The sequence below is a fragment of the Comamonas sp. CMM03 genome, from assembly GCF_019218715.1.
GTDB classification, from domain to species: domain Bacteria; phylum Pseudomonadota; class Gammaproteobacteria; order Burkholderiales; family Burkholderiaceae_C; genus Comamonas; species Comamonas terrigena.
Genome location: NZ_JAHUXB010000001.1, coordinates 472,547 through 488,566, shown reverse-complemented (window position 1 = coordinate 488,566; position 16,020 = coordinate 472,547). Strand labels below are relative to the sequence as shown.

The following is a 16,020-nucleotide window of genomic DNA, read 5'->3' as shown; positions in this document are numbered from 1 at the left end:
TGGTCTCCCACAGGCATGGTGACGGGCACCGTCAGCACTTCTATGGGCAGGTAACATGCAATAGATAATTACAAATGTTTGCAATCTAGCGCATATGTATCCGAGTGCAAATCCCTGAATTTGGGTATTTTGATAAGCGAAGTCCATTCATGCTGGGCGTTGCAAGCGGTCACTCTTAAAATTTTTCCCTTTCAGCCTTCACACCCGCCCACCGGCACGCAACCATGGTCACAAGGCCCCACCGCAGCGTGCACACAACAAGCCAAAGAAGAGCCGCGGCATGGCTGCGGTGGCTTGTATGCTTTGGCAGGTTTCACGCGCCAGAAACATGCGCCCACCGCACGCAAGCGCCGCGTTCGCAAAGTGCAAAGTGCAGGCTGCCGATCTGCACACTATGGGTTCACCCCGACCGCTCTTGCACTGCTTGCTCTGCCTGTATGGCTTGCACGACTTGCATGCTCAACCCGAGAAACACGATGCGCCCCACCCCACCATTGCCCTGGCAATTGCTGCTGACGCTAATCCCCTCCTTGCTGCTGGCGCCGCTGTCGGCACAGGCGTCCTGCTACAAGCCATCGATGAGCTCCTATTCAGAGCCCTCCCTGCCTTCCAGGCCCTTCAAACCGTACTGCGCCGCCATCAAGACCTGCCTGCCATGGGAGGTCGACAAATACCAGCGCGAGATTGAGAACTACGTGGAAGAGCTCAAGCGCTACGTGCAGCAAGCGCACAAGGCCGCCCACGCCTACGCGGAGGACGCGGTCAAATACGCCAAGTGCGAATTGAACGAAGAGTGACGACGCCCTGCCCTGCAGCCCCCCTCCTCATCGGCACCTGTGTGATGGGAAGCGGCAGGGCCTGTTGCGGCGCCTGAAGGTGCCACGGACGGGACTGTCCCAGCCTGGCCTGGGCGGGAATGGCCTGTCCCGCACAGCCGCCCTGCATAGCACGGCTGCACAGGCAGGCAAAACCTCCGCACCGAACTGCCTCGATCTTGCATGCTTGCGGGCAAGGAGGCTTCACTGTCCTGTCATGGTATGTCTTAGCGGGCCTGCCGTCAGAGACTTGGAGGTACGCCGCACACCCGGGGTGAGGCTCCTGCACTGCCCGTCTGGGCCGCATGGCTGCGTGCAATGCAATGGCCGCCCCCATGTCCCCCACGCTCCCCCCATGCAAGGCAATTTGCTTAAAGCGCAGTTCACGCAATCCGCACATGCGCCAGATCTGCTTGCGCCCCTGTGCCCTTCCCTTACCCCCTCCCCACCAGCCCGCCCGACCCATGCCGCGTGGGCTTTGTCTTTTGGCGCCCTAGGCCTACCCCAGCATGTCTACAGCGCAACCAAAATGCCTTGGCATGCTTGCCAGCACCTTGCTTCAAGGTCGCTTGTGCGCCCATCCAAGGACCCATCCATGAATGACACGCTCCACGCCATCACCAGCACCATTGCCAGTGAGTTTTCCGATGTGCCAGACGCTGCCCAGGCCACCAGAATCGTGGTTCGCCTGTTCTTGGCCGCCGTCTTGGGCGGACTGCTTGGCTGGCAACGGGAGGCCAACGGCAAAGCCGCCGGATTGCGCACCCATATGCTGGTGGCCATGGGATCGGCATTGATCGTGCTGGTATCGCTGCAATCCGGGGTGGATACCGCGAATGCGGCACGCGTCGTACAAGGGGTCATCACGGGCGTCGGCTTTCTTGGTGCCGGAGCGATCCTGAAATCCGATGGCGAGAACGCAGCCCCCCATGTCAAAGGCCTGACCACTGCCGCCGGACTGTGGCTCACCGCCGCTATCGGTGTCTGTGCAGGACTCGGTGAAGAAGCCACCGCCGTCATCAGCACCATCTTTGCGCTCCTGATCCTGAGCGTGATTCCCATGCTCACCAAAAGCGGCCCATCCAGACAGACACCGAAATCAGACCAGCCCTGAGCAAAGGAGCAGGTCACACATCGGTCTCGCTGACAACCGAGATCACACAACCCCGACCAATCACTCCACAGACCCTTTATTAAAAGGAAACCCGTACTGGGATTTAACGGCCTGCATGTGAACGTCGTTGCATGACCGGACACACGCCTCACAACGTCCACGCCGACTCGGCCGACTTCATACGCGCCTTGGGCCCCGTGACCAAACAGGGGCTGGCTTTGAGCCAGCTGGATGCATCCAGGATTCGCGAAGGTATCGCGGCGGCCATCGGCATCAGCGATGCGAAGCTGGCCCACCAGCTGTCCAAGGCCCAACGGGCAAAAAGCCAGGCAGACATAGACGCAGAGACGACCAGGCTGATACAGGCCATGCAGTCTCACTGAACGCCCTCCCACACCACCCGCCCCGCCAGTCCCGCCAGTCCCGCCAGTCCCGCCACTTGCGGGGCTTTCTGTTTCTGCCCCGTGGCCACGCCACGCCCCAACAACCCCAGCAGCCACATCCATCCAGTGCTGCAGCGTGCTATCGGGTCTGGCGACCCGTGCGTCTGCTAACGCCCCACCAAGCCGCCGTACAGAACCAGTGACGCCAAAAGCAGTGCTGTCGCAACCACTACGGTCTTTGCGCTTCGCTGCCATACCACCGGACCCGCGTATCGGTCGGCAGCCTTCCAGGTCGCAGCCCACCATGCGAACATGAAGACGAAGAAATACACCCAGAGCATGGCTTTGAGAAACGGAACCATGGTGGCCGCGATGTACATGGCAGCAAGCCAGACGGTGAAACCACCCACACCGCCCCAGAACACAGTCCCCAGCGAATGGCTGCCAAAAAGATAGCCCGGAAGCAAACGTGAAGGACTTTGTGTGCGCATGGTACTCATTGGGTGGATGACGCAATCCAGCATACACAGGTCACACCGTTCACCGCTTTCACCACTTCCCAAACCCCGCCACTGCGGGGTTTTGCTTGTGAATGCCCGCATGACCACACCACGCTGCGACGCCGGCCGCGCCGCGCCCCAGCCGCCCGCAAACTGAGCGGCACCGGTCTCAGAAAACCGCAAGTACGCTACATCCAGCGGCATGCGCACCGGGTTTGCACATGGCACTTGCGCATGAAACATGGGCAAGAAAAAAGCCACTGTATTGCTACAGTGGCTTGTATTCTGTGGTGGGTCCTGCGAGATTCGAACTCGCGACCAACGGATTAAAAGTCCGCTGCTCTACCGACTGAGCTAAAGACCCACACGCCTTGCAAATCAAGAAGTTGTCTTGATCAGCGAAGAATTCGATTGTAGCATGAAGATTTAGGTGGTCTTGGAAGATCCGGCAGAAAGTTGCTCCAGCACCCAGCCCGCCGCGCACTGGCCGAACGTGGCGGTCACGGCCACTACGGAACCATAGCCGTGGCAGTTCAGGCTGCCATCGCCTTGCGCCAGCTGGCACGATGCATCGGGCGGTGCCACCGCCTCGCGGCTGAACACGCAGGTCACGCCCATCTTCTTGCCGTCGCGCGGCGCGCCATGCTCCTTGCGCAGGCGGTAGCGCAGCTGCGCCAGCAAGGGGTCGTGCGTGGTGGCGGACACATCGTCCACATCCACCTTGTGCGCCAGGCGCTTGCCGCCGGCGGCCCCCACCGCAATGAAGGGGTAGCGGCGCTTGCGTGCATGTACTGCCATGGCCAGCTTGGCCTTGACCTGGTCGCAGGCATCGATCACGGCATGGGCGCCTGCGGGCAGCAGCTCCAGCCAGTTCTCGGGCGTCACGAAATCTTCCACGCAGTGCACCACGCAGTGCGGGTTGATCTGTGCAATCCGCTGGCGCATGGCGTCCACCTTGGCCATGCCCACGGTGGATGTCAGCGCATGGATCTGGCGGTTGATGTTCGACTCCGCCACATTGTCCAGGTCGATCAGCGTCAAGGTGCCCACGCCGCTGCGGGCCAGCGCTTCGGCCGTCCAGGAGCCCACGCCGCCGATGCCCACCACCACCACATGGGCGGCGCGGATGCGCGCAGCGCCCTCTACCCCGTACAGCCGCTCCAGCCCGCCAAAGCGGCGCTGGAGATCGGCATCTTCCGGGGTCTCGGAAAAAGAAAGCGCCGCCGAAGACGGCAGCGCTTGTGCGAGGTTGTCGCCCATTACTTCAGTCGCGCCAGACGGTCTTTGGCCGCCACGGCGGCTTCCGAATTCGGATAGGCCTTCAGCAGGTCTTCCAGTGTCTTGCGCGCGGCCTTGGTGTCCTTCATCTCGATCTGGCAGTTCGCAATCGACAGCGTGGCTTCGGGCGCACGCTCGTGATTGGGAACCGCTGCCAGCATGGAGCGGAAGTTGGCAATCGCCTCCTTGTAGTCACGCCCGGCGTACTGCGTGTTCCCCAGCCAGAAACGGGCCGAGGGCACGTAGCCGCTCTTGGGGTAGGCGTTCACGAAAGCGGCAAAAGCCTTGCGCGCTTCAGGAAACTGGCCGCCACGGAACTGCGCCAGTGCGGCGTCGAAGTCCCGTTTCTCGGCCGGGTCGGCAGTGAACTGCTGACCATCCACCGTCACCTGAACCGGCTCGAACTGGCGCAGGCGTTCATCCACGCCTTGTGCAATGTCCTTTTGCTTGCGCTGCAGCTCCGACGCCTCACGCACCAACTGCTCGTTCTGACCGGTCAGACGTGCGACGTCCGAGCGCAAGGACTCGATCTGCTGCTGCAGATCCAGCACGCTGCGGCGCACCTGCGACATTTCGTCGCTGTGGCGCTGCTGCATGGCGTCCACGCGCTGGCGCACCTCCAGGATGGCACGGCGCGCTTCGTCGTCGGAAAAAAGGGCAGCCTGGGATGCGGTTGCAGTGATCGCCAGCAAAGCGGCGGCACACACACCACGCAGGCGCGGCAGACGGAGTTCGGAGCTAGCAGACATCATCAACGGTAGGACAGCTCAGCGCGACGGTTTTGGGCGAAGGCGTCTTCGGTGTTGCCGGTGGCAGCAGGCTTTTCCTTACCGAAGCTCACAGCTTCCATCTGGCTGTCGTTCACACCCAGCACGCCCAGTGCACGGCGCACGGCTTCGGCACGCTTTTGGCCCAGGGCCAGGTTGTATTCACGGCCGCCGCGTTCGTCGGTGTGACCTTCGATCACGACCTTGCGGTTGCCGCTTTCCTTCATGAAGCGTGCGTGGGCTTCGATCTGGGCTTGTGCGTCCGACTTGATGCTGTAGCTGTCAAAGTCGAAGTACACGATGCGGCTCACGCCCACGGGGCCTTGGCCGTTGGCCGCGGAACCGGACAGGTCCACACCAGCCACGCTGCTTTGGCCGGTGCCAGCACCGTTGGCGCCGCCAGAGGCCAGCGTACCGTTCTTGTTGGCCGAGTCATCCAGCTTCACGCCGGAGCTGCAACCAGCCATCAGGGCCACGACGGCCATTGCGAGGGAAAGACGTTTGAAATCGATCATTGGATTTTCTCCAAATATGGTTTGTTTTGAGGTTGCGAAAAAAGGTACTGATCTCAGTATTTTTGGTACGGGCCCCAATCGGGCTCTCGTATGTCTCCACTCTGACCCGCCAGTCGCGCCTTGATCTTTCCGTCGAGCGTTGTAGTCATGAGTGCTTCACGACCGCCCTGCTTGGTGGCGTAGACAATGAGTCGGCTATTCGGGGCAAAACTTGGGCTTTCATCTTCCGACGTATCGGTCACTGCCGTCACGGACCCGGATGCCAGATCCATCACATGCAGCTTGAAGCCTCCTCCCACACGCGAAATGTAGGCCAGCCATTTGCCGTCTGCGCTGACACTGGGAGAGATGTTGTAGTTGCCGCTGAAGGTCACGCGCTGCGCGCTGCCTCCGGATGCGGACACCTTGTAGACCTGGGGCGCACCGCCCCGGTCGCTGACAAAGTAAATCGTGCGGCCGTCGCTGGAGAAAGCGGGCTCGGTATCGATGCCGCTGCTTTGCATCAGGCGGCGCGGCTCTCCGCCCTGGGCGGAGATGGTGTAGAGCTGCGACGAGCCATCGCGCGTCAAGGTCACCGCCAGCGAGCTGCCGTCGGGCGACCAGGCCGGCGCACTGTTGGAGCCGCGGAAGTTGGCAATCAGCCGACGGCGGCCGGAAGCGATCTCATGCACATAGACCACCGGCTTGCGCGACTCGAACGACACATAGGCCAGCTGGCTGCCGTTGGGCGACCAGGCGGGCGAGATGATGGGTTCGTTGCTCGACAGGGCCGACTGCGCGTTTTCGCCATCGGCATCTGCCACCCACAGCACATAGCGCTTGCCGGCCTTGGTCACATAGGCGATGCGGGTCGAGAAAACGCCCTTCTCGCCGGTCAGCTTTTCATAGATGTAGTCGGCAATGCGGTGGGCCACCAGGCGCAGATCGGCCTGCGTCACGGCATAGCCCTGGCCGCCCAGGTCCTGGCCCTTGACCACATCCCACAGGCGGAAACGCACGTCATAACGGCCATCGGCCAGGCGGGTGATAGAGCCACCGGCCAGCGAATCTGCGCCCTTCTGGCGCCACACGCCCACGTCCGGGCGGGTGGTTTCATCCAGCTGCACGCCCGATGCATCCACGCTGCGGAACAGGCCGCTGCGCTCCAGGTCCGCCTTGATGATGGCGGCAATCTTTTGGGGCGCAGTGTCTTCGCCGCGGAACGCGGGCAGCGCAATAGGCAGTTGGGTCAGGCCCACCCCGGTCACTTCCACGCGGAATTGGGCGAATGCTGGCAGTGCAGAAACAGAAGCCATGGCAGCCAGAACGCTGCGGCGTGACGCCAGCGGCACCGCCGCTGTCAAAGAGGGGGTGGTTGGTGTACGTTCAATAGTCATTGTCAGCCATCAAGTGCCAGGGTTATCCCGGCCATCCAGATTGTGATGTTACACACAGAGCATGGAAGTGAAGACGGAAATGCCTGTGTCCATGTGTATCCCGCCATCATAGTACGGCCCCGTAGAATCCGCCCTCACATGCAGACACCCGACCACACCAAAATGTCAGTCCCCACCGATTTGACGCTCACTCAGCGGCTGCGCCGCATCGCACCTTATTTTGGAAACCAACGTCTTGCATGGGTTTTGGCCATCCTGGCCACCCTTGTGGGCGCGGGCACCGAGCCGCTGATTCCGGCCCTGCTCAAACCCCTGCTGGACAACGGGTTTACCGACGGCACCTTGTCGCTGTGGATGGTGCCCGTGGCCATCATCGGCGTGTTCCTGATCCGCGGCATCGCCCAGTTCGTGGGCCAGTACGCGCTGTCGCAGATTGCCAATGACGGCATGCTGCGCCTGCGCGAAGTGCTGTTCCAGCGCGTGCAGTCGGCCGATATGTCGCTGTTCGCGCGCCAGTCGTCCAGCGCGCTGTCCAACACCGTGGTGTATGAGGTGCAGACCGGCGCCACCCAGCTGGTGAACGCCTTCCTCAGCATCTCGCGCGACGGCTTCACCTTGATCGCCCTGCTGGGCTATCTGCTGTACCTGAACTGGCAGCTCACCCTGGCCGTGGCCTTTGTCGTGCCCGGCGTGGCCTGGATCATGAAGACCCTGTCCAAGCGCCTGTACCGCATCACCAAGAACAGCCAGGAAGCCACCGATTCCCTGGCCTATGTGGTGGAAGAAAACGTGCTGGCCCACCGCATGGTGCGCCTGCACGGCGCCCAGACCGCGCAGTTCAACCGCTTCTTCGACCTCAGCCGCCGGCTGCGCGGCATGGCCATCAAGTCCACCATCGCCTCGGCCGCCATGACGCCGCTGACCCAGCTGCTGGCCGCCTTCGCCCTGTCCGCCGTGATCTGCATCGCACTGTGGCAGGGCCGCACGGGCGGCGCTGGCAGCCAGGACGTGACCGTGGGCAGCTTTGTGGCCTTCATCAGCGCCATGCTGATGCTCATCGCCCCGCTGCGCCGCATGGCCAACGTGGCCAACCCCATCACCCGCGGCGTGGCCGCGCTGGAACGCGGCCTGGGCCTGCTGGACCAGAGCCAGCCCGAAAGCGGCGGCACCCTGCGCCCGGCCCCCGTCACCGGCCATTTCGAGCTGCAGAACGTGGGCGTCAGCTTCGGCCCGGACAAGGCGCCTGCGCTGGACGGCGTCAACCTCACCGTGCAGCCCGGCGAAATCGTCGCGCTGGTTGGCCCCTCCGGCGCCGGCAAGACCACGCTGGTCAATCTGCTGCCGCGTTTTCTGCAGCCCACGCAGGGCCAGATTCTGCTGGACGGCCAGCCCATCCAGGACTGGGACCTGGCCTATCTGCGCAGCCAGTTCGCCATGGTCAGCCAGGATGTGGTGATGTTCAACGACAGCGTCGCCGCCAACGTGGCCCTGGGCGCCGAAGTGGATGAAGCCCGCGTCTGGGCCAGCCTGGAAGCCGCCAACCTGGGCGACCATGTGCGCGCCATGCCCGAAGGCATCCACACCAACGTGGGCCACAACGCGGTCCAGCTGTCCGGCGGCCAGCGCCAGCGCCTGGCGATTGCACGCGCGCTGTACAAGAACGCGCCCATCCTGATCCTGGACGAAGCCACCTCGGCGCTGGACACCGAGTCCGAACGCCTCGTCCAGCAGGCCCTGCAGAACCTGATGCAAGGCCGCACCACCCTGGTCATTGCCCACCGCCTGTCCACCATCGAACACGCCGACCGCGTGGTGGTGATGGAACGCGGCCGCGTGGCCGAACAAGGCACCCACGCCGAACTGCTGGCCGCTGGCGGCCTGTATGCGCGCCTGCAGGCCCTGTCCGGCCATACGGGCCATACCAGCGGCAATTGACAGCAATTGACGGAAATTGACGGCCACTGAGGGCAGCTGACGGCAACTTGGGCCACGGCGGCAACCCAAGCCTCCCTCGAAAACTCCCTGCGCAGGCGTATCCCGCCCCATGAAAAAAGGCCCCTCGGGGCCTTTTTCTATTCCGTCAGCACACGGCTGGTGCGGCGTGCCATGCCGGCAGCGCCACCACACCCCTCTGCGCGCCCTGCACCTGACTTTCAGATACAAAAACAGCGGCCATCCGTTGTGCATGTGCCACAGCTGCTCCTGGTTTGGGAGTGCGCAGGCAGGGGGTACCGGCAGCCCCCCTGCCTTGTTCGCCCACCCACCCTCTGCCAGCAAGCCCGCCTGCGAGCCCGCCCGCAAGCAGGGATGCAGGCGGCCAGCAGAGCTGGCTGCCAGGTCGGCTGTCAGTAATGCGGCGGCAGCTCGTCGCGCAGATTGGCCATGTGCGTGGCGCCTTCGGCCGGGGCGGTCTGGCGGCGCAGATTGCGCACCTCTTCCACCAGCACATCGATCGCCTGCTGCTGGCGGTAGACGCTCACATTCAGCTGCTCCACCAGGTCTTCCATGTAGCTGAGCTTGATCTCCAGCTCCATCAGGCGCCCGTCCTGGGCCTCCTGGGCGTTGTGGTCCTGCTCAGGCATGCACTGCCTCCAGCGCGCGCTTGAGGCGCTGCACCCCTTCGCGGATGCGGGCTTCATCGGCCGTCGCAAACGACAGGCGCAGCGTGGCCGTGTCCGGGTTCTGGCTGAAGAACGGCGCGCCGGGCACAAAGGCCACGCCCTGCTCGATCGCCTGCTTGGCCAGCGCACCGGCGTCCGCGCCCTCGCCGGTCAGGCGCAGCCACAGGAACAGGCCGCCTGCGGGCGGCGTGAATTCCACCGCATCGCCCAGCTCGCTGCGCAGCGCATCCATCATCGCCTGGGCGCGGGCCGCATACACCTTGCGCACCTTGGCCAGCGCCGCCGGCATGTGGCCGGCCTTCAGGTACTGGGCCGCCGTGGCCTGGGCAAACGTGCTGGTGTGCGCATCGCTGAACTGCTTGCACATCACCGCGCGGGACAGCAGCTCGGGGTTGGCAATCAGCCAGCCAATGCGCAGGCCGGGGCTCAGCACCTTGGACAGCGAACCGCAATGCGCCAGCCACTCGCGGCTGCCCGGGACATCCTTGGACAGGGCCAGCAGGCTGGGGGGCGGAGCCGCATCAAAGTACAGATCACCGTAGGGATCGTCTTCCACCACCAGCACCTGGTACTGGGCCGCCAGCTCCAGCACGCGCTTGCGGCGCTCCAGGCTCAGGGTGGCACCGCTGGGGTTGCCAAAGGTGGGGATCAGGTACACCAGCTTGGGGCGGTGCTCCACGATCAGGCGTTCCAGCACATCTACCTGCACGCCTTGGGCATCCACCGGCGCGCTGATGACTTCCGCACCATACAGGCGGAAGCACTGGATGGTGGCCAGGAAGGTGGGGCCTTCCACAATCACCTTGTCGCCCGGGGAGATCATGGTCTTGCCCAGCAGGTCCAGCGCCTGCTGGCTGCCGGTGGTGACGATCAGCTGATCGGCCGCCACATCGGCCACGCCCTTGCTGTGCATGAAGCCGGCCAGCTGCTCGCGCAGCGGCTGGTAGCCTTCGGTGGCACCGTACTGCAAGGCGGCGCCGGGCTCTTCGGTCAGCGCGGCCTGGGCGGCGGCCTTCATGCCCTCCACATCGAACAGCGCCGCATCGGGAAAGCCACCGGCAAAGCTGACAATGCCCGGCTTGCCCAACAGCTTGAACAGCTCGCGGATGGCAGAGGTTTCGACGTTATTCAGACGCTCGGCGAATTGCATGGGGACAGACTTCCAGTCAAAAGAGGGTCGGTAGGGGAAAAAATGGGGGGCGCACTGCGCAGCGGGCATGCCCCGCCGCCACAGGCAACGGACACCATTGTCGGCCTTTCTGCCGCCGCTGCGCGCAGAGCGGCGACATATCCACGCCCGGCCGTACCCGCTGTTCAGCACCCCGCGCGTCGCCAGCGGCGATGCAGCGGCAGTCAGTAGCGGCCGGTGCAGACCCACTCCCCGGCTCAGGCCGTGGGCAGCGCTGCGCCCGGGCCCGGGGGGCGCCCATGGCGCTTGCCGTTCAACAGCAGGCCCACGGCGGTGGAGCGCACCAGCCAGTGGTAGCTGGCCAGGCTCAGCGCCGTGGTGGCCGCAATATTCACCAGCATCTTCACGCCGGCCGGCCACGGCAGGCCGAACAGCACCGCCCCGAAGCCGATGGTCATGGGCATGTGCACCAGGTACACCCAGTAGGAACTGTCGGCCAGGTAGCGCATGGCCGGGCTGTGCCGCCCCAGATGGGCCGTGAACAGACCTATCAGCGCAAAGCTCCAGCACCATGCCGCCGCGTTGTACGCCCAGGAAAAGGCCCAGCGCACACCCATGGGCAGGGTCTGGCGGGCATCGGCAGGCACCTGTTCCAGCACCCCGCCGGACGCCAGAAAACACAGCAACCCGGCCACGCCATACCAGGGCCAGCGCCGCACATAGTGCGCCAGCAGCACCTGCCGGTGGGCATACAGCGCCAGGCCGAACACATAGAACAGACCGTTGTGCGCCCACTCCATCCAGGGCGGCACAAACGCATTGCCGGGGCTGACCAGCCCCGCGCCATACTGCACGCCTATGCCCGCCAGCAGCGTGGTCAGCACGGCAATGCCCCAGGGCGTGCGCCCCAGCACCGCCAGCCACTGCCCCAGCGCGGGTGCCACCGCAGGCGCCCAGCGCTGCAGCGCCTTCTGCACCAGCGGCGTGAGCAGACTCATCCAGAGCAGCAGCCACAGAAACCACAGATGCAAGGTATTGGGCCCGGTGTGCGCCGCCATGCCGTCGGCGGCGGGCGCCAGCCCCGGGTCCAGCCCCCAGGTGCCGCGCGCCATGCGGTGCATGAACAGCATGGCCAGCACTGCGCAGGCGGCAAACAGCGGCGGCCAGAACAGCGCAAACGGCAAGGCCAGCCGGCGCAGCCGGTGCCGCACGGTGGCGGTGGCGCCTCGCTGGGCCAGCAGCAGGGCCACAAAGAACCCGGCCAGAATAAAGAACACCGGCATGCGGAACGCATGGATAAAGGCCACCAGCAGATCGGCCGCCGGCGTGGTCTGGTTGTCGCGCCAGGGCAGCAGCTGCGCCCCGGCCATGTGGATCACCGCCACATGCAGCACAATGCCCAGCCACATCATCGCGGCGCGCAGGTTGTCGAGTGCATACAGCCGGTCCTGGCTGCCGTCTGCCTGGGTCATGTGCCTGCCTCCCTGTCCTTGTAATGCGACCCACTCTAGCAGGCAGTCCCAGGCGCACCGCCACCGCCCTCCTCCAGCCACGACCTGGATCAAAAATCCCAGCCCCGGCAACCTGCGAAGGCCCCACCCAGGCCAGACAGACCTGCACGACCGTGAAGGCCGGCCCACATCGCTTGTAAGATTTGCGCCCTCAACACGCATGGGAGAACGCTCTGGTGAGACTGATGGACCACTATCTCGGCAGCTACCAATTCAGCGAGCGGCACGCCCTGGACATACCCGCCCCGCCCCATGCAGTGATGCCCGCCGTGCGCAGCTACGACGCTGGCAGCGACCCGTTTTTCCGCCAGATGATTGCCCTGCGCGAACTGCCCATGCGCGCGCTGGGCGCGCTGTCCGGCAAGAAGGTCAACCCGAGCAGCTTTGGCATGCAGAACTTCACCGTGCTGGAACAGCAGGGCGACGAGGAACTGGTGTTCGGCCTGATCGGCAAATTCTGGCAGCTGGACTACGGCCAGCACCCCTTTACCACTGCCGCCGAGTTCCTGGCGTTTGACCAGCCCGACTTCGCCAAACTGACCGTCGGCTTCCAGCTGGAACAGCTGGGCGACGACCGCACCCGGCTCATCACCGAAACCCGGGTCCACTGCCTGAGTGGTGCTGCGCACAAGAAATTCGCACCCTACTGGTATCTGATACGGCCCGTCAGCGGGCTGATCCGCCAAAGAATCCTGTCGTCCATCCGGCGCAGTGTTTTGACAGCGGCGGGTTGAGCGACAGCGGGGTGATGCACCACTTGAGGTGCGGCCTCCCCTGCCGCCCGCATCGGCTGGGTGACCGAGGGCATTCGGCCATGGGGCGCCATATCGGCGGGTCTGCCGGCCCCGGCATCGCGGGGGCGTTGGTCAGTCCATGTGCCTCAGCCATTCCAGCAGCGACGCCTGGGGGCTGTGCGCATCCAGAGCATGCGGCGAAAGCAGGCAGTAGTGCGAACCGTCTTCTACAAAGCCCAGCGGAGCAGCCAGCAAGCCGTTGTCGATATCGTCCCGCACCATGTGCCAGGAACCGATGGCAACCCCAAGGCCTGCGACCGCGGCCTGCAGGCTGAAGTAGAAGTGCTCGAAGCTTTGCCCCGTTCCCGCAGCCAAGGTCCGCCCGGTGGCAGCGGCCCAGTCCTGCCACGCACCCGGCCGGGTGCGCGTGTGCAGCAGAGGTGCTGTGGGGCCGGGCCCTGTTTTCTTACCCTTTGGGGTGCACCACGTCTTCACCTTGTCGGGGCGGCAGACCGGACCGACCCTTTCCGCAAAAAGCGGGGCCGCGTGGTAGCTCGCAGGCCATGCGAAATCGTCACGGCGTATCGCAAGGTCAATACCGCTGGCAAACGAGACCGGGCCGCCGCCAGCCACCAGATGAACGTCGATGTCCGGATGGCGTGACTGAAAGTCCGGCCACCGTGGAATGAGCCAGCGCATCAGCAGCGTGGGCTCGCAGGACAGGACCCAGCGTCGTTCCTGCCGTGCGCTGGCGCGCAGTTCGCCCACCGCATTCCGCATCAGGTTGAAGCCACCGCTGACCGCTTGCGCGAGGGTGCGCCCCGCGCCCGTCAGATACACCCGCCGGGCACGCCGTTCAAACAGGGCCACGCCCAGTTCATCTTCCAGCAGGCGCACGGCACGGCTGACCGCCCCGTGCGTCAGATGCAATTCATCGGCAGCACGGCTGAAATGCTCCAGCCGTGCCGCAGCTTCAAAGCAGCGCAGTGCCAGCAGCGAAGGTAGCCGCGAGTCATTCAATGGTGAGTCATGCTCACCATCTTTGTCAGAAAACATCGTTATTCATACGGCGCAAGCATCCATAGCATTGGTTATATCTCTAATTCTGTGGGTATCTCTGAAATGACTGAACTGATAGCTGTGATCACCATCACCTTGCTCGCCGTAGTGAGCCCTGGGCCCGACTTTGCAATGGTCACCCGCAACAGCCTGCTGCTGTCCCGGCGTGCCGGTGTGCTGACGGCGCTGGGAATCGGGCTGGGCGTGCTGGTCCATGTCACCTACACCCTGGTGGGTGTGGGCCTGCTGATCCTGCAGTCCCTGTGGCTGTTCAATGCCATCAAGTTGGCGGGCGCGGCCTACCTGGTCTACCTTGGCGTCAAGATGCTCAGATCCAGCCCGGCAGGCGAGCTGAACGCTACGCAGGCGGTACCCCTATCCGACCTTGCGGCCTTGCGCACCGGATTTCTGACCAATGCCCTGAACCCCAAGACCACCGTGTTCATCGTGAGTCTGTTCCTGCAGGTGGTGCGGCCCGACACGCCGATGGGCGTGCAAATGGGCTACGGGCTTTTCATTTCGGTGGCGCACATCGCGTGGTTTGCCTTGCTGGCGCTGTGTTTCTCGGCCGGGGCCATGCGTGCCCGTCTGCTTGGCGTGCGCCACTGGATTGACCGGGCCTTTGGCGGACTCTTGGTCGTTTTTGGAGTCATGCTGGGACTGGCCAGCGGCTCGCGGTGATGCACGCCGTGCGCAGCCAGCGACCCGCCGGTTTTTGAGAGAAACGAGGCAAGTCCCTCCCCCTGGCAACGCCTCGTCCGCAAAGACGGCACAACCACACAACAAGGTGTCGGCGGCGGCATTGGGGTATTGGAGGCACTCAGCAACCCAGTAGCATGCCAGTCTCACAGGGTGGCCACGCCCATCACCTGGGTCCACCCGGCGTTTTCGGGACACTATTTTCAGGGTCGATAGCGGTATGAAAACTGACTGGAATTTAATTCGCTCCATGATGGAGACTGCCATCAGCGCATGCGAACAAATGGAGGCCATGGGCTACAACGAATCCCATCGCCATCTGTCCATCGAAACCAGTCAGGGCCCTGTGACGGTGTTCGATTTGATGGTGAGCAGCTTCACCTATCCCGAAAGCATCCGCTATCAAATCATTCGTGAACGACACGATGCGGGTGCAGACCAACCCTATGTGCACGAGTTCTCCCGCCTGCTCGTGGCCATGGCCCAAGCTTCAACCGAGCTGGTTGGCGGGAAAGACGCCGCACTGCGTTCAGCCATAAGCTGCCGGAGACATTTAGGCAAAGCAGACATTCAACGTTTTATTCAAGCGGCGCCGAAGGCGTCCGCTTGAATCAATTGTTATGTGAAAACGTTCTCGAACATCCATTTATCAAATTGGAACTGGTTTCTTGGCTTTAAACCCAGATTAGCGGCATCGGCCAATGCTCTTTTTATTGCATAGTATGCATGATCGAAGACGTTAATTTCGAGCCACACATCATCTCTATGATCATGATGCTTTAGTCTGTTTTGATGCCAATTCCATTCGTTGAAAGCATCTTTCTTATTGCGATCTCCAGCAATATTTATTCCAGTGCTTCTGCGTGCTTGCTCAATACTCTCCCAAGTCTCTTCGGCAGCATTTTTCTTTCCATTTTGATTCAATAACCCAGAAAAAATACCGTCAGCTGCTGCCGCCAATGTGATCGAGGAAAGTCGCTTGCCGATAATAAATAGATCAATCGCATCTTCCAGTTGCGTGAGCGCCACATCGGCTTTGCTAATTTTTATGGGGTCTTCATGCCCTAATGATGGTACCGGTGAACGCTTAGGGGCTGCTTGATCCATTTTTGATAGATCGACAGAAATGCTCAACCATTTAAAGCATGACTTTATATCAGAAATAATATTATCAGTTTTTTTATTTTTTGAATTATCTGTAAAGGTGACTCCATCGCCTTCCGGGAATGCACTTACCCAATAACCAAGTTCTCGCAGCTGATTTATAGATTCATATATTTCTGACTCTAGGCCAATTGCGTTAGACGCACTCCATAACAGATTCCCCGTGTATTCATGGTGAGGCGGGAGCAATGTTGCGGGTAACTTTTCCATCAAGTTCAGCCTTTCACATAACGGCCAAGGTAAGCGGCGCCGGAGCACCAAAGGTGCGTAGGGTACCAACAAGGGCCATGAGAATGTCAAAGACATGACCCTTGCTGGCACCCGCTTGACCGACCAGGTAAGCCAATTTTCATGG

General features: G+C 62.7%; 17 protein-coding genes and 1 tRNA gene. 7 read left to right on the top strand and 11 right to left on the bottom strand.

What is annotated here, in order from left to right; all coding sequences use genetic code 11:
* Positions 1-476 precede the first annotated feature (476 nt).
* The 3 genes from KW830_RS02320 to KW830_RS02310 all read left to right on the top strand — a co-directional run bounded on the left by KW830_RS02320 (position 477) and on the right by KW830_RS02310 (position 2,312).
* On the top strand, positions 477-797 hold the full coding sequence (locus KW830_RS02320) for a hypothetical protein (RefSeq protein ID WP_218331923.1): 321 nt from the start codon (positions 477-479) through the stop codon (positions 795-797).
* A 613-nt stretch (positions 798-1,410) separates the two neighbouring features.
* A complete protein-coding gene (locus tag KW830_RS02315) occupies positions 1,411-1,929 on the top strand; it encodes an MgtC/SapB family protein (RefSeq protein WP_066532969.1) in 519 nt (172 codons plus the stop codon).
* 131 nt (positions 1,930-2,060) lie between these two features.
* Entirely contained in the window at positions 2,061-2,312 is a 252-nt protein-coding gene (locus KW830_RS02310) for a hypothetical protein (protein WP_218331921.1), read from the top strand.
* A gap of 167 nt (positions 2,313-2,479) precedes the next feature.
* Here the strand turns inward: KW830_RS02310 and KW830_RS02305 are convergent, their stop codons facing one another.
* From KW830_RS02305 to tolB, 6 genes are all read right to left on the bottom strand, one after another.
* The gene (locus tag KW830_RS02305; protein ID WP_218331919.1) at positions 2,480-2,803 is read right to left on the bottom strand and encodes a hypothetical protein; all 324 of its coding nucleotides are present in this window, start codon (positions 2,801-2,803) and stop codon (positions 2,480-2,482) included.
* A gap of 297 nt (positions 2,804-3,100) precedes the next feature.
* Positions 3,101-3,176, bottom strand: a tRNA-Lys gene (locus KW830_RS02300).
* 62 nt (positions 3,177-3,238) lie between these two features.
* Positions 3,239-4,072: a ThiF family adenylyltransferase gene (locus KW830_RS02295; protein WP_218331917.1), complete on the bottom strand. Its 834-nt coding sequence runs from the start codon at positions 4,070-4,072 to the stop codon at positions 3,239-3,241.
* Positions 4,072-4,839, bottom strand: a complete 768-nt coding sequence (gene ybgF / locus KW830_RS02290) for a tol-pal system protein YbgF (protein WP_192334122.1) — start codon at positions 4,837-4,839, stop codon at positions 4,072-4,074. The genes KW830_RS02295 and ybgF overlap by 1 nt, the downstream gene beginning before the upstream one ends.
* Positions 4,840-4,841: 2 nt before the next feature.
* Complete coding sequence (gene pal, locus KW830_RS02285; RefSeq protein ID WP_066532984.1) at positions 4,842-5,372, bottom strand: peptidoglycan-associated lipoprotein Pal; 531 nt, start codon at positions 5,370-5,372, stop codon at positions 4,842-4,844.
* Between the two features lie 53 nt (positions 5,373-5,425).
* Positions 5,426-6,748 (bottom strand): Tol-Pal system beta propeller repeat protein TolB, encoded by a 1,323-nt coding sequence (gene tolB / locus KW830_RS02280; protein ID WP_066532986.1) that lies wholly within the window; start codon positions 6,746-6,748, stop codon positions 5,426-5,428.
* Positions 6,749-6,886: 138 nt separating this feature from the next.
* Between tolB and msbA the strand changes: the two genes are divergently transcribed.
* Positions 6,887-8,683, top strand: coding sequence for a lipid A export permease/ATP-binding protein MsbA (gene msbA / locus KW830_RS02275; RefSeq protein ID WP_066532988.1), 1,797 nt, complete (start codon positions 6,887-6,889; stop codon positions 8,681-8,683).
* 410 nt (positions 8,684-9,093) lie between these two features.
* On the opposite strand, the gene KW830_RS02270 is transcribed toward msbA, so the two are convergent.
* The 3 genes from KW830_RS02270 to KW830_RS02260 form a co-directional block, all read right to left on the bottom strand.
* Positions 9,094-9,330: a SlyX family protein gene (locus KW830_RS02270; RefSeq protein WP_066532991.1), complete on the bottom strand. Its 237-nt coding sequence runs from the start codon at positions 9,328-9,330 to the stop codon at positions 9,094-9,096.
* Entirely contained in the window at positions 9,323-10,519 is a 1,197-nt protein-coding gene (locus tag KW830_RS02265) for a PLP-dependent aminotransferase family protein (protein ID WP_218331915.1), read from the bottom strand. The genes KW830_RS02270 and KW830_RS02265 overlap by 8 nt, the downstream gene beginning before the upstream one ends.
* 236 nt (positions 10,520-10,755) lie before the next feature.
* Positions 10,756-11,970 carry an acyltransferase family protein gene (locus KW830_RS02260; RefSeq protein WP_218331913.1) on the bottom strand — a complete coding sequence of 405 codons (1,215 nt, stop codon included), beginning with the start codon at positions 11,968-11,970 and terminating at the stop codon, positions 10,756-10,758.
* 224 nt (positions 11,971-12,194) lie between these two features.
* Here KW830_RS02260 and KW830_RS02255 point away from each other — a divergent pair, with 224 nt between their 5' ends.
* Positions 12,195-12,743 carry a hypothetical protein gene (locus KW830_RS02255; RefSeq protein WP_218331911.1) on the top strand — a complete coding sequence of 183 codons (549 nt, stop codon included), beginning with the start codon at positions 12,195-12,197 and terminating at the stop codon, positions 12,741-12,743.
* Positions 12,744-12,875: 132 nt separating this feature from the next.
* On the opposite strand, the gene KW830_RS02250 is transcribed toward KW830_RS02255, so the two are convergent.
* Positions 12,876-13,799 (bottom strand): LysR family transcriptional regulator, encoded by a 924-nt coding sequence (locus KW830_RS02250; RefSeq protein ID WP_218331909.1) that lies wholly within the window; start codon positions 13,797-13,799, stop codon positions 12,876-12,878.
* Between the two features lie 66 nt (positions 13,800-13,865).
* Between KW830_RS02250 and KW830_RS02245 the strand changes: the two genes are divergently transcribed.
* Together KW830_RS02245 and KW830_RS02240 are read left to right on the top strand one after the other, a co-directional pair.
* Positions 13,866-14,483 carry a LysE family transporter gene (locus tag KW830_RS02245; protein WP_218332594.1) on the top strand — a complete coding sequence of 206 codons (618 nt, stop codon included), beginning with the start codon at positions 13,866-13,868 and terminating at the stop codon, positions 14,481-14,483.
* Between the two features lie 238 nt (positions 14,484-14,721).
* A complete protein-coding gene (locus tag KW830_RS02240; protein WP_218331907.1) occupies positions 14,722-15,111 on the top strand; it encodes a hypothetical protein in 390 nt (129 codons plus the stop codon).
* A gap of 8 nt (positions 15,112-15,119) precedes the next feature.
* On the opposite strand, the gene KW830_RS02235 is transcribed toward KW830_RS02240, so the two are convergent.
* On the bottom strand, positions 15,120-15,875 hold the full coding sequence (locus tag KW830_RS02235; RefSeq protein WP_218331905.1) for a hypothetical protein: 756 nt from the start codon (positions 15,873-15,875) through the stop codon (positions 15,120-15,122).
* Positions 15,876-16,020 lie beyond the last annotated feature (145 nt).